Here is a 13,237-nt window from a genome sequence, read left to right on the forward strand (position 1 = left end):
CGCGCCTTCCCGAAGCGTGCATTTCCCGTTAGATCCCCTGAATCGTTCTGATCCGCGCCGCGTCTTCGCCCGGCGTCATGCCAAAATAGCGCTTAAACTCCCGGCTGAACTGCGACGCACTTTCGTAGCCCACGCGCATCGCCGCCGCGCTGGCCTTCATCCCGTCGTGGATCATCAGCATCCGCGCCTTATGCAGGCGATAGCTTTTCAGATACTGCAGCGGCGAGGTGCTGGTGACCGATTTAAAATTGTGATGAAACGCCGAGACGCTCATGTTGGCCTCCGCCGCCAGCTGATCGACGCTCAGGTTCTCGGTGTACTGGCTTTCAATGCGCTTGAGAACGCGGCTAATCAGGCTGAAGTGCGTTTGCCGGCTGACCAGCGCCAGCAGCGCCCCGCCGCACGGCCCGGTCAGCACGTAGTAGAGCATCTCGCGAATAATCTGCTTGCCCAGGATGCGCGCATCCAGCGGCCGCTCCATCACGTCCAGCAGCCGTTCAGCGGCGCACAAAATCTCCTCAGAGAGCGCCGCCGAGTTAATCCCGCTCGACGCCACCGCCGGCTGGAAGCGCTCATCCTCGCCAATATCCATCAGCAGCTCCTGCAGCTGCAGAATATCAACGTTCAGACGCAGCCCCGCCAGCGGAACCTCCGGCGTCGCGAAGGTCTCACACTCAAACGGCAGGGGTACCGTCAGCAGCAGATATTCGTTGGTGTCGTAACGAAAAGTCCGTTCATTAATGTAACCAATTTTATGACCGGAAAAGAGAAAAACGATGCCGGGCTGGTACATCACCGGCGTGCGCGTCCCCGGCTGCGTGCCGTACAATAACCGAATATCAGGCAGCAGCTCGCTGAGGTTTTCTTCGTTATCTTTCAGCTTGTTAACCTTTTCCGTTAGCAGCTGACATATCTGGGCACGCTTCATTTACGGTGACTCTCCAGTCGTTTTTCCACGTCTCTATTGTGCGCACTCCGCTGCCTTTTCTCCAGCCCCACGGAGAAATGGGCAAGACATCGGCAGGAATGTGCATTGAGGGGAACGGATGACAGGACCACAATGTTCGTCATCTGGCCGGGATATCTTCTCCGCCGGCAGTTTTCTCTTATTGAGGTCATGAGCAATGAATAATTTCGATCTGTATACCCCAACCCGTATCCTGTTTGGTAAAGGCGCCATCGAAAACCTGCGCGATCAAATCCCGGCAGGAGCCCGCATTCTGGTCACCTACGGCGGCGGCAGCGTGAAAAAAACCGGCGTCCTGGATCAGGCCCTGAGCGCGCTGAGCGATTTTGAAGTGCTGGAATTCGGCGGTATTGAACCGAACCCATCCTACGAAACGCTGATGAACGCGGTCAAAATTGCCCGTGAACAGCAGATCACCTTCCTGCTGGCCGTCGGCGGCGGTTCGGTGCTCGACGGGACGAAGTTTATCGCCGCAGCCGCGCACTATGATGAAAGCGTCGATCCGTGGGAAATCCTTGAAACCTACGGTCAAAACGTCAAAAGCGCCATCCCAATGGGCTCCGTGCTGACGCTGCCGGCGACCGGCTCCGAGTCCAATAAAGGCGCCGTCGTGTCGCGTAAAACCACCGGCGACAAGCGCGCCTTTATGTCCTCCCACGTGCAGCCGGTGTTTGCGATCCTCGATCCGGTTTACACCTACACCCTGCCGCCGCGTCAGGTTGCTAACGGCGTGGTTGACGCATTTGTCCATACCGTGGAGCAGTACGTAACCTACCCGGTTGATGGCAAGATCCAGGACCGCTTTGCCGAAGGCATTCTGCTGACCCTGATTGAAGATGGCCCGAAAGCGCTGCAAGAGCCAGAAAACTACGACGTTCGCGCCAACATTATGTGGGCGGCGACCCAGGCGTTAAACGGCCTGATCGGCGCCGGCGTGCCGCAGGACTGGGCAACACATATGCTGGGACATGAGCTGACCGCCATGCACGGCCTTGACCATGCCCAGACCCTGGCCATCGTTCTGCCGGTGCTGTGGAATGAAAAACGCGACACCAAACGCGCTAAGCTGCTGCAGTACGCCGCCCGCGTGTGGAATATTAGCGAAGGTTCTGAAGATGAGCGCATCGACGCGGCCATCGCCGCAACGCGCAATTTCTTCGAGCAGCTCGGCGTGCCGACTCGCCTGAGCGGCTACGGTCTTGACGGTAGCTCTATCCCGGCGCTGTTGGCTAAACTGGAAGAGCACGGCATGACTCAGCTCGGTGAAAACCAGGATATCACTCTCGACGTCAGCCGCCGTATTTACGAGGCTGCACGCTGATTTTCCCCTGCTGATACGCCCTCTCCTTCGCGTCATCGAATGCGAAGGAGAGGAGTTTAACTACCGTTTTTAGCTATTTCGTCCAGACTTAATGCTACCCCTTAGCGAAATGTACCCCGCTAAGTTTCATTAACAGGAGGAAGGCATGACACATCCAACCGTGATAAAACTGCACGACGGCAACCTGATGCCACAGCTGGGTCTCGGCGTGTGGAAAGCAGGCAACGAGGAGGTCGTCTCCGCCATTCACAAGGCGCTGGAAGTCGGTTATCGCTCTTTTGACACCGCCGCCGCGTACCAAAACGAAGCCGGCGTCGGCAGCGCGCTGAGCCAGGCTGGCGTCCCTCGCGATGAGCTGTTTATCACCACCAAGCTCTGGAACGACGATCAAAAACGTCCGCATGAAGCCCTGCAGGAGAGCCTGAGCAAGCTGCAGCTCGACTACGTCGATCTGTATTTAATGCACTGGCCGGTTCCGGCGATCGACCATTTTGTTGAAGCCTGGAAGGGTATGATTGAGCTCCAAAAACAGGGGCTGGCCAAAAGCATCGGCGTCTGTAATTTCCAGGTCCACCACCTGCAGCGGCTGCTTGATGAAACCGGCGTCGTGCCGGTGATTAATCAGGTAGAGCTCCATCCCCTGCTCCAGCAGCGTCAGCTGCACGCCTGGAACGCGACGCATAAAATCCAGACCGAATCCTGGAGCCCGCTGGCTCAGGGGGGCGAAGGCGTATTCGATCAGAAAATCGTCCGCGAGCTGGCCGATAAGTACGGCAAAACGCCGGCGCAGATTGTCATCCGCTGGCATCTCGATAACGGCCTGGTGGTGATCCCTAAATCGGTGACCCCTTCGCGTATCGTGGAGAACTTTAACGTCTGGGACTTCCGTCTTGATAAAGACGAACTGGGAGCAATGGCGAAACTCGATATCAACAAGCGCCTCGGGCCAGATCCTGACCAGTTTGGCGGCTAACCTTTCTTCCTGACCGCAGAGCGGTTTTCGGTTATCCCGGACGGTGGCGCAGCGGCCGCCCGCTCCGGGCGACCTCATCCCTTATTCCATCTCCCCGGCCAGCCTTGCGCTGCCGGGGCACTTCATTTTAGCGGGACGCAGAGCGAACGCGTTTTTTCGCTCCGCTGGCCGGCGTCTGCCGCTGATGCTCAACCGGCGTATGCTTGGTCAAGGCCGGGCGGGTATGGCGATTCTGGCGACGCGCTTCACGCATCTCGTCCAGCGTTGGCGCCGGCACCAGGCAGTCGCGGCGTGAGCCGATCAGGTGCTTTTTACCCATCGCCTCCAGCGCCTGGCGGATCAGGGCCCAGTTTGCCGGATCGTGGTAGCGCAGCAGCGCTTTATGCAGGCGGCGCTGCTTATCCCCTTTCGGTACCACCACGTCTTCGCTTTTATAGCCAATCTTGCCCAGCGGGTTCTTGCCGGTGTAATACATGGTGGTTGAGTTCGCCAGCGGCGACGGATAGAAGTTCTGCACCTGATCCAGACGGAAACGGTTTTTCTTCAGCCACAGCGCCAGGTTCACCATATCTTCATCGCGGGTGCCCGGATGCGCGGAGATAAAGTACGGGATCAGATATTGCTCTTTACCCGCCTGTTTTGAGTAGCTATCAAACAGCTCTTTGAAGCGATCGTAGCTGCCCATACCCGGCTTCATCATCTTCGACAGCGGGCCTTCCTCGGTATGCTCAGGGGCAATCTTCAGGTAGCCGCCCACGTGGTGGGTCGCCAGCTCTTTAATGTAGCGCGGATCCTCCACGGCAATGTCGTAGCGCACGCCGGAGGCAATGAGGATTTTCTTGATACCTTTCAGATCGCGGGCGCGGCGGTAGAGATTAATCGTCGGCTCGTGGTTGGTATCCATATGCGGGCAGATATCCGGATAAACGCACGACAGGCGACGGCAGGTCTGCTCCGCACGCGGCGACTTGCAGCGCAGCATATACATATTGGCCGTCGGGCCGCCGAGGTCGGAGATGACCCCGGTGAAGCCCGGGACCGTGTCGCGAATCGCTTCGATTTCGTTAATGATCGAGTCTTCGGAACGGCTCTGAATAATGCGCCCTTCATGCTCGGTTATCGAACAGAAGGAACAGCCGCCAAAGCAGCCGCGCATAATGTTGATAGAGAAGCGGATCATCTCATATGCCGGGATGCGGCTATCGCCGTACGCCGGGTGCGGAACGCGCTTGTACGGCAGCGCAAACACGCTGTCCATCTCCTCCGTCGACAGCGGAATAGCCGGCGGGTTAACCCAAATATAGCGTTCGCCGTGCTTTTGCATCAGCGCGCGCGCGCAGCCCGGGTTGGTTTCATGGTGGAGAATGCGCGACGCGTGGGCGTACAGCACCTTATCCCCTTTGACCTTCTCAAAGGACGGCAGCAGAACGTAGGTTTTTTCCCACGGCTTCGGGCGCGGCGGCTGAACGGTGACCTGTTTCACCTCCTGCTTTGCCGGCTCAACGGTTTTGTTATCCGCGCACGGCAGATCTTCGCCGTACGGATGCGGGATCGGATCAATTTTACCCGGCGTATCAAGGCGGGTAGAGTCGACGCCGCTCCAGCCCGGCAGCGCTTCTTTCACCATGATGGCGGTATTGCGCACGTCGCGGATCTGGGCGATCGGCTCGCCGGCGGCCAGACGGTGCGCCACTTCTACCAGCGGACGCTCGCCGTTGCCGAACATCAGCATATCGGCCTTGGAATCAACCAGCACCGAACGGCGCACGGTATCGGACCAGTAGTCATAGTGCGCGGTACGACGCAGGCTGGCCTCAATGCCGCCGAGAATAACCGGGACGTCTTTCCACGCCTCTTTGCAGCGCTGGGTATAGACCAGGGTGGCGCGATCCGGACGCTTGCCGGCAACGTTGCCTGCGGTATAGGCGTCGTCATGGCGCAGCTTGCGGTCGGCGGTGTAGCGGTTGATCATCGAGTCCATGTTGCCGGCGGTGACGCCGAAGAACAGGTTCGGTTTACCGAGGCGCATAAAGTCATCTTTATTGTTCCAGTCCGGTTGGGAAATAATTCCGACGCGGAACCCCTGCGCCTCCAGCATGCGGCCGCAGATAGCCATGCCGAAGCTTGGGTGATCGACGTACGCATCGCCGGTTACCAGGATGATGTCGCAGCTATCCCAGCCAAGTTGATCCATCTCTTCGCGTGACATGGGTAAAAACGGCGCGGGGCCAAAACAGGCGGCCCAGTACTGCGGCCAGGAAAATAGGTCACGATCCGGTTGGATCAGGGATATTGCGCTCATATTGCTTCCGGGAAAAAAAATGATAAAAAAATAACCAAAGGGCGGCGATTATAAGCCGGATTGACGCAGGAAATGAAGGAGGATTTTCTCATACCCTAACCGTTGTCCGGTTAGGGTTGCGGGCGTTACGGCGCCGGGTTAACCAGGATCTGGCCAATCGAGCCGCGGTCGGCGAGCTCCAGGGTCTGGCTAAGGAACTGGAACGGGAAATGCGACCACGACGGCTGCGTGTAGTACACCAGCAGCTCCACCTGTCCGTCGATCCAGACGGTATCTTTCCAGCCGCGGTCCTCCGGGAACGGCGTCGAGCCGTTGACGTTGCGCACCTGGAACATCACCCCTTCGATGTGGAACGACTGCGGCCGGTCGGCACGTACCGTCCAGCGCTCCCAGGTGCCCTGCTGGGCGGTAATATCAATGCGCTGCGGATCCCATAGCTGGCCGTTAATTCCCGGATCGTCGCCAAGCGAGATATCGCGGCTGCGGATCGGCGTCCCGGTTAAAATTTCCGTCGGCAGCAGGCGCACCGGCAGGCTGTCGGTAACCAGCGGCAGCAGGCCCGTTGGGCGCAGGGTTAAAAGCAGCGTCGAAATCAGGATGCTTGAGGGCTCGAAGAAACCGCGAATGCGATCGACGATGCTCGCCGCCTCGCCGCAGGTAATCGACACCTCATCACCGTTGGTCATATCCACCAGGATCTCACGCCGTTCGCCGGGAGCCAGAGAGAGCTGCTTCAGCGAGACCGGCGCCGGCAGAAATCCCTGATCGCCGGAGATAACGTGCAGCAGTCGACCGTCGCTCATCTGCAGCTGGTAGCGGCGGGAGTTAGAGGCGTTCAGCAGGCGCAGACGCACCCAGCCGCGCGAAACCTCCACGTACGGGCCCTGTACGCCATTCACCAGCAGCGTATCGCCGACGAAGCCGCCGCTGCCCGGCTCGCTGTATTCAGGCGTGCCGAAGTTATCCAGCCGCTTGTCCTGGATGATGACCGGAAAATCATCCACGCCGTAGTGGTTAGGAATGGGAAGATTTTTGCTGATCTCGTCCTCCACCAGCCACATCCCCGCCAGGCCGTTGTAGACCTGCTGGGCCATATGGTTTGGCGTATTCGCCTGGTACCACAGGGTGGAGGCGCTCTGGCGGATAGGCAACACCGGCGCCCAGTCGGCGTTCGGCGACATCATGCGCGCCGCGCCGCCAATCAGCGGGCCGGGAACCTGCAGACCGCGGATGGTCATGGCGACGTTTTCAGTCAGCCGGTTGCTGTAAATCAGCTTAACGTCATCGCCGTTCCAGACGCGAATGGTCGGCCCAAGATAGCGGCCGTTCACGCCCCACACCGACGCGCGGGTGCCCGGCGTAAATGACCAGTGCGCGCGCTGCAGGGTTAAAAACAGCGGCTGGCCGCGGCGGGACTCGAGCAGCGGAGGAACCGGCAGTGCTGGCTGTTGGCCGGCGGCATGTGCGTTCAGCGGCGCGGCGCCCGCGCACAGCGCTACGCCTGAAACCTTAATAAACTGACGCCGACTGAGTGACATATTAACTCCATGAAATACTGACAAATCAGAAAGGGAATTCATTTCCCGCTAGCACCGGCTCGCGTTACCGCGGCGTTTCCTGTTTATTGCTTACCCGCGGCTTCACGTTCAGCCACTTCGCGATCCAGCTCTTCAATCTTCGCGGCCATCAGCTCGCGGCAGTGTTTCGCCAGCGCGCGCACGCCGTCTTTACCAAACCCGCTGGTATCAACCGGCGGCAGCATTTCAACAATCACCAGGCCGTTATTCAGGCGATTGAGCTTAATTTTATTCGATGTATTGGAAACGCATACCGGAATAATCGGCACGCCAGCGGCGATAGCCGCGTGAAAAGCGCCGGTTTTAAACGGCAGCAGGCCGCGGCCGCGGCTGCGCGTACCTTCCGGGAACATCCAAAAAGATATTTTGCGTTTTTTAAACGTATCCACCACCTGGGCGATGGTTCCGTGCGCCTTGGTCCGGTTATTACGGTCGATCAGCAGGTTTCCCGTCAGCCAGTACAGCAAGCCAAAGAACGGCACCCACAGCAGGCTCTTTTTACCCACGGTGACGGTAGGCGGCTGCACGATGTTTGCTGCCGTCACCATATCATAGTTGTTCTGGTGATTAGCGATGTATATCGCGTTGCCGTAGCTTTCCGCTCCGGCGGGCTTGCGCGTTTCCACCTTCAGGCCGAATACCGGAGAGAGTCGACCAAAAAGATGACCAAAGGTCGCCACGTGTTTCGGGTTACGCGGGCTGAACAAGCAGTAAATACAGCCAAATATGCACACAAAGATACAGTAAATAACAACGATAATTAGTCGAAAAATAAATAGCATAGCTACCTCTAAAACCCAAACCGCCGAGAATAATACCCGTTATACCGCAGGCTGCTTGCGCGCAGGCTGCCCTGTCCGGCCCTTGCGGACCGCCGCTGGTATTAATCAGGATACAGATTCGTTATTCGCCCGTTGAAGACGCCGGGAGCGACTGACTACCCCGGCATATCTTGAATGATTTTGCGTCTATTGTTAATCGCAACGGCCGAATAAACAACGATTTGGCGGCAAATGTTAACACCCGCCTCCCTGTGGAGGCGGGTGCCCGTATTACTCTTCGCTATCGCCCGCCGAGGCGCGATGAGGCGAATCAACGTCCACGCGATCGATTTTCTGCAGCCCGCGCATCAGCGAACCGCGGCGACCGCGCTCGCCGGTGACTTTTTGCAGCTCTTCCGGGCGCAGCTTGATCTTCCGTTTACCGACGTGGATCGTCAGCGTACTCTGCGGCGGCAGCACGAACAGGTGCGCCAGGCCATCCTGACCGGAAGCGGCATCCGCAGACGGAATATTGATGATTTTATTGCCTTTGCCTTTCGACAGCTGCGGCAGATCGCTGACCGGGAACATCAGCATGCGTCCGGCAGAGGTGATGGCCAGCAGCATGTCGGACTCGTTTTCAATCACCAGCGGCGGCATCACCCGCGCATTTTCCGGCAGCGAGATCAGCGCTTTACCCGCGCGGTTGCGCGCGACGAGGTCGTTGAAGGTACAGACAAAGCCGTAGCCGGCGTCAGAGGCCATCAGCAGCTTCTGGTCGTCACCTTCCATCAGCATATGTTCGACGCTGGCGCCCGGCGGCAGCGTGAGCTTGCCGGTAATCGGCTCGCCCTGGCCGCGGGCCGACGGCAGGGTAATCGGATCGATGGCGTAGCTGCGCCCGGTTGTATCGATAAATACCACCGGCTGGTTGCTCTTGCCCTTCGACGACGCCTTCCAGCTGTCTCCCGCCTTGTAGCTTAGCCCCTGAGCGTCAATGTCGTGGCCTTTGGCGCTGCGCACCCAGCCCATTTGCGACAGCACGATGGTCACCGGTTCGGACGGCAGCATATCGTGCTCGCTCATCGCCTTCGCTTCTTCACGCTCGCGCAGCGGCGAACGGCGGTCGTCGCCAAACGCGTCGGCGTCAGCCTGCAGCTCTTTCTTCAGCAGGTTATTCATCTTGCGCTCGGAGGCCAGAATAGCCTGCAGACTATCGCGCTCTTTTTCCAGCTCGCCCTGCTCGCCGCGAATTTTCATCTCTTCCAGTTTGGCGAGATGGCGCAGCTTCAGTTCGAGGATTGCTTCCGCCTGCGTTTCGCTGATGCCAAAGCGCGACATCAGGGCCGGCTTGGGCTCATCTTCGTGGCGGATGATTTCGATAACTTCATCGATGTTGAGGAACGCAACCAGTAAACCTTCGAGGATGTGCAGGCGCTTGAGCACCTTCTCAAGACGATAGTTCAGGCGGCGACGGACGGTATCGCGACGGAAAGTGAGCCACTCCGTCAGGATCTCCAGCAGGTTTTTGACCGCCGGACGGTTGTCCAGGCCAATCATATTCAGGTTGATGCGGTAGCTTTTTTCGAGATCGGTGGTCGCGAACAGATGGTTCATGACCTGATCCATATCCACGCGATTAGAGCGCGGGACGATAACCAGGCGGGTCGGGTTTTCGTGATCCGACTCGTCGCGCAGATCGTCAACCATCGGCAGCTTTTTATTGCGCATCTGGGCGGCGATTTGCTCCAGCACGCGGGCGCCGGAAACCTGATGCGGCAGGGCGCTAATCACCACCGCGCCGTCCTCTTTTTTCCACACCGCACGCATGCGAACCGAGCCGCGACCGTTCTGATAGATTTTGCGGATCTCGGCGCGCGGGGTGATGATTTCAGCTTCGGTGGGGTAGTCCGGCCCGTGAACGATATCCAGCAGTTCGTCGAGCGAGGTCTGCGGCTTTTCAATCAGGGTGATGGCCGCTTTGGCCACTTCGCGCAGGTTGTGCGGCGGAATATCGGTGGCCATCCCCACGGCGATACCGGTGGTGCCGTTGAGCAGAATATTCGGCAAACGCGCAGGCAGCATTTTCGGCTCCTGCATCGTACCGTCAAAGTTAGGTACCCAGTCAACGGTTCCCTGACCCAGCTCGCCCAGCAGCAGCTCCGCATACTTTGACAGGCGGGATTCGGTATAACGCATCGCGGCGAAGGATTTGGGATCGTCCGGGGCGCCCCAGTTGCCCTGACCGTCCACCAGCGGGTAGCGGTAAGAGAACGGCTGCGCCATCAGCACCATCGCCTCATAGCAGGCGCTATCGCCGTGCGGGTGATATTTACCCAGCACGTCGCCGACGGTGCGCGCGGATTTTTTGAATTTAGCGGTGGCGTTCAGACCCAGTTCAGACATCGCATAAACGATGCGCCGCTGGACCGGTTTCAGGCCATCGCCAATGAACGGCAACGCCCTGTCCATGATGACGTACATGGAATAATTCAGGTAGGCGTTTTCCGTAAATTCATGCAGCGCAAGGCGCTCTGCCATATCGCTCATTAATCGTGAATCCTCAATCTGGGTACCGACCGTTCGGACGGCAAAACTACCCGCGATAATACCCTATCTAACGCCCTGAGTCACAGGGCGTTAGACCGGTTGAGGATTCTGCTACGCGGAGCGGCAGCGGCGCCCCGCTCAGAGGCTTTACGGGGCGACTTTGCTTATCTGCTTCACGTCGATTTCCACCGAGTTCCAGTCCTTATCGACCTCACCCTGAATTTCAACCGTATCCTTCGGGGTCACGGTGACGCCATTCCAGCGCTTGTGGTCAATATCGACATTCACCGTTCCGGAGGCATCCTGGAATTTGTAAAGATCGTCGGAAATGCGCTCAACGATTTTACCGCGCAGGGTCACCCAGGTGTCGTCACGCAGGGATTTGGCATTCTCCACCGTCGTCACGCTGCCGTTCGGGCCCACAAAGCCGCCTTTTTGCGCGGTTGTCTGGCTGGTTTGCGCGGCGCCAGGGCCGGAAAAACCACCCTGCTCGGCGGCCAGCACCGGCATAGAAACTAAAGCAACGATTGCGGTAATTGCGGCGATTTTCTTCATGATGTGTTCTCCCTTTATGTTGATATCGTCACTATTAAGCCTGGCAGAACTTAACAACTTCTTAAGCGGAAAAAAGAAATTTTATTGCTGTACAGAACGCGCCGCAACGCGTTTTACTGCGCATACATCCGCGAGCCACAGGAGCAGGCCAATGCGTATTTTAGTGGTGGAAGACGACAAACTCATCGGCGACGGCATCAAGGCCGGGCTGAGCAAAATGGGCTTCAGCATCGACTGGTTCACGCGCGGTGAAGAGGGAAAAGCCGCGCTCTACGCCGCTCCCTATGACGCGGTCATCCTTGATTTGACGCTGCCCGGCATCGACGGTCTCGATATCCTGCGCGAATGGCGCGATAAAGGTCACCACGAGCCGGTGTTGATCCTCACCGCGCGCGATGCGCTCAGCCAGCGGGTCGAAGGGCTTCGGCTCGGCGCCGATGACTATCTGTGTAAGCCTTTCGCCCTTATTGAGGTTGCCGCCCGCCTCGAGGCGCTGATCCGTCGTGCCCACGGCCAGAGCAGCAGCGAGCTGCGCCACGGAAACGTCACCCTCGACCCCGGACGCCTGACGGTCACCCTCGCCGGGGAGCCGCTGGTGCTGAAGCCCAAAGAGTTCGCCCTGCTCGAGCTGCTGATGCGCAACGCCGGGCGCGTGCTGCCGCGCAAGCTCATTGAAGAAAAGCTCTATAGCTGGGATGACGATGTCTCAAGCAACGCCGTGGAGGTTCACGTGCACCATCTGCGCCGCAAGCTCGGGAGCGAGTTTATTCGCACCGTTCACGGCATTGGCTACACCCTGGGGGACGCATGAAGCGGCTGGGTCGGCTAAGCCTGCGCGTTCGCCTGACGCTACTTTTCTTCCTGCTCACCAGCCTGGCATGGGGAATAGCCTCGTTTATTGCCTGGCAGCAGACCGCCCACAAGCTGGATAAACTATTTGATACCCAGCAGCTGCTGTTTGCCCGCCGTCTGAGCGCGATGAATTTCGCTGAGCTGCATACCGCTCCCCCGCAGGTACGGGTGAAAAAGAAGGTCAGGCATGGCCACCTTGACGACGACGCGCTGGCCTTCGCCATCTTCACCACCGACGGCAACAGGGTGCTGCACGATGGTGAAAACGGCGAGGATATTCCGTGGGATAGGCTGCGGGAAGGCTTCAGCGACGGCTACCTGCGTAACGATGATGATGAGTGGCGCTTCCTGCAGCTCACCACCGCCGACGGCCGCTACCGCATTGTCGTCGGCCAGGAGTGGGACTATCGCCGGGAGATGGCGCTGGATATCGTCACCTCCCAGCTCACCCCCTGGCTGGTGGCGCTGCCGCTGATGTTCCTGCTGCTGATCGTCCTGCTCAGCCGGGAGCTGGCGCCGCTGAAGCGGCTCGCCCGCACCCTGCGCCTGCGCGCGCCGGACTCGGCAGAATCGCTTAACGTCGATAGTATCCCCAGCGAAGTCCGCCCGCTGGTCGATGCGCTCAATCAGCTGTTTGCCCGAACTCACGACACCATGATCCGCGAGCGCCGCTTTACCTCCGACGCCGCCCACGAGCTGCGCAGCCCGCTGGCGGCGCTGAAGGTGCAAACCGAGGTCGCCCAGCTGTCGATGGACGACCCTCAGGGGCGTGAAAAGGCGCTGGCGCAGCTGCACGTCGGGATCGATCGCGCAACCCGGCTGGTCGATCAGCTCCTGACGCTGTCGCGCCTCGACTCCCTGGCCGCGCTCGAGGACGTGGATAGCGTCGCCATCGACGAGCTGCTGCAGTCGGCGGTGATGGAGATGTACCATCCGGCGCAGCAGGCGGGCATCGAGCTGCGCCTGCATCCGCATGCCGCGCGGGTGACGCGCGTGGGTCAGCCGCTGCTGCTTGGCCTGCTGGTGCGTAACCTGCTGGATAACGCCGTGCGCTACAGCCCGCGCGGAAGCCGGGTGGATATTACCCTCGACGCCCGCGGATTTCGCGTTTGCGATAACGGCCCGGGTATCAGCGCCGAAGCGCTGGCGCGTCTCGGCGAGCGCTTTTATCGCCCTCCCGGCCAGGATGCGCCGGGCAGCGGGCTGGGGCTGTCTATCGTCCGGCGTATTGCCGCCCTGCACGGCATGACCGTCACCTTCGGTAATGCTCCCGACGGCGGCTTTGAAGCGCGGGTCGGCTGGTAGCGTGATTATTGCGAAAAAAGCAAAAGACTTTGCACATTTTGCTCATTTTACCGCCCCGCCCTGCGGGGTAAAAT

The 13,237-nt window shown here is 59.2% G+C and carries 9 protein-coding genes and 1 pseudogene; 4 read left to right on the forward strand and 6 right to left on the reverse strand.

All coding sequences use genetic code 11. The features are described from left to right. Positions 1–28: 28 nt before the first annotated feature. Complete coding sequence (locus tag M2416_RS18470; protein WP_041147260.1) at positions 29–928, reverse strand: AraC family transcriptional regulator; 900 nt, start codon at positions 926–928, stop codon at positions 29–31. 196 nt (positions 929–1,124) lie between these two features. Between M2416_RS18470 and yqhD the strand changes: the two genes are divergently transcribed. Both yqhD and dkgA read left to right on the forward strand, forming a co-directional pair. Continuing rightward, positions 1,125–2,288: an alcohol dehydrogenase gene (gene yqhD, locus M2416_RS18475; protein WP_159864902.1), complete on the forward strand. Its 1,164-nt coding sequence runs from the start codon at positions 1,125–1,127 to the stop codon at positions 2,286–2,288. A 145-nt stretch (positions 2,289–2,433) separates the two neighbouring features. Continuing rightward, the gene (dkgA, locus tag M2416_RS18480) at positions 2,434–3,261 is read left to right on the forward strand and encodes a 2,5-didehydrogluconate reductase DkgA (protein ID WP_041147262.1); all 828 of its coding nucleotides are present in this window, start codon (positions 2,434–2,436) and stop codon (positions 3,259–3,261) included. 81 nt (positions 3,262–3,342) lie between these two features. Here the strand turns inward: dkgA and M2416_RS18485 are convergent. The 5 genes and pseudogenes from M2416_RS18485 to M2416_RS18505 all read right to left on the reverse strand — a co-directional run bounded on the left by M2416_RS18485 (position 3,343) and on the right by M2416_RS18505 (position 11,006). Further along, positions 3,343–5,655: pseudogene (locus tag M2416_RS18485) on the reverse strand (YgiQ family radical SAM protein). A 33-nt stretch (positions 5,656–5,688) separates the two neighbouring features. Further along, the gene (gene ftsP, locus M2416_RS18490; RefSeq protein ID WP_041147264.1) at positions 5,689–7,101 is read right to left on the reverse strand and encodes a cell division protein FtsP; all 1,413 of its coding nucleotides are present in this window, start codon (positions 7,099–7,101) and stop codon (positions 5,689–5,691) included. A gap of 83 nt (positions 7,102–7,184) precedes the next feature. Then, entirely contained in the window at positions 7,185–7,922 is a 738-nt protein-coding gene (plsC, locus tag M2416_RS18495) for a 1-acylglycerol-3-phosphate O-acyltransferase (protein ID WP_041147265.1), read from the reverse strand. Between the two features lie 270 nt (positions 7,923–8,192). Next, complete coding sequence (gene parC, locus M2416_RS18500; RefSeq protein WP_076946630.1) at positions 8,193–10,451, reverse strand: DNA topoisomerase IV subunit A; 2,259 nt, start codon at positions 10,449–10,451, stop codon at positions 8,193–8,195. A gap of 147 nt (positions 10,452–10,598) precedes the next feature. Then, on the reverse strand, positions 10,599–11,006 hold the full coding sequence (locus M2416_RS18505) for a YgiW/YdeI family stress tolerance OB fold protein (protein WP_041147267.1): 408 nt from the start codon (positions 11,004–11,006) through the stop codon (positions 10,599–10,601). Positions 11,007–11,157: 151 nt separating this feature from the next. Here M2416_RS18505 and qseB point away from each other — a divergent pair, with 151 nt between their 5' ends. Then, a complete protein-coding gene (gene qseB / locus M2416_RS18510; protein WP_259226290.1) occupies positions 11,158–11,817 on the forward strand; it encodes a quorum sensing response regulator transcription factor QseB in 660 nt (219 codons plus the stop codon). Next, on the forward strand, positions 11,814–13,163 hold the full coding sequence (gene qseC, locus M2416_RS18515) for a quorum sensing histidine kinase QseC (RefSeq protein ID WP_259226291.1): 1,350 nt from the start codon (positions 11,814–11,816) through the stop codon (positions 13,161–13,163). The genes qseB and qseC overlap by 4 nt, the downstream gene beginning before the upstream one ends. The last annotated feature ends 74 nt before the right edge of the window (positions 13,164–13,237 follow it).

It is taken from the genome of Klebsiella sp. BIGb0132 (genome assembly GCF_024810075.1).
Lineage (GTDB): Bacteria > Pseudomonadota > Gammaproteobacteria > Enterobacterales > Enterobacteriaceae > Klebsiella > Klebsiella terrigena.

Excerpts from the sequence above, each read along its gene's own strand:
- plsC (WP_041147265.1), bottom strand. The coding sequence starts at position 7,922 with ATGCTATTTATTTTTCGACTAATTATCGTTGTTATTTACTGTATCTTT.
- ftsP (WP_041147264.1), bottom strand. The coding sequence starts at position 7,101 with ATGTCACTCAGTCGGCGTCAGTTTATTAAGGTTTCAGGCGTAGCGCTG.
- M2416_RS18470 (WP_041147260.1), bottom strand. The coding sequence starts at position 928 with ATGAAGCGTGCCCAGATATGTCAGCTGCTAACGGAAAAGGTTAACAAG.
- yqhD (WP_159864902.1), top strand. The coding sequence starts at position 1,125 with ATGAATAATTTCGATCTGTATACCCCAACCCGTATCCTGTTTGGTAAA.
- dkgA (WP_041147262.1), top strand. The coding sequence starts at position 2,434 with ATGACACATCCAACCGTGATAAAACTGCACGACGGCAACCTGATGCCA.
- M2416_RS18505 (WP_041147267.1), bottom strand. The coding sequence starts at position 11,006 with ATGAAGAAAATCGCCGCAATTACCGCAATCGTTGCTTTAGTTTCTATG.
- parC (WP_076946630.1), bottom strand. The coding sequence starts at position 10,451 with ATGAGCGATATGGCAGAGCGCCTTGCGCTGCATGAATTTACGGAAAAC.
- qseC (WP_259226291.1), top strand. The coding sequence starts at position 11,814 with ATGAAGCGGCTGGGTCGGCTAAGCCTGCGCGTTCGCCTGACGCTACTT.
- qseB (WP_259226290.1), top strand. The coding sequence starts at position 11,158 with ATGCGTATTTTAGTGGTGGAAGACGACAAACTCATCGGCGACGGCATC.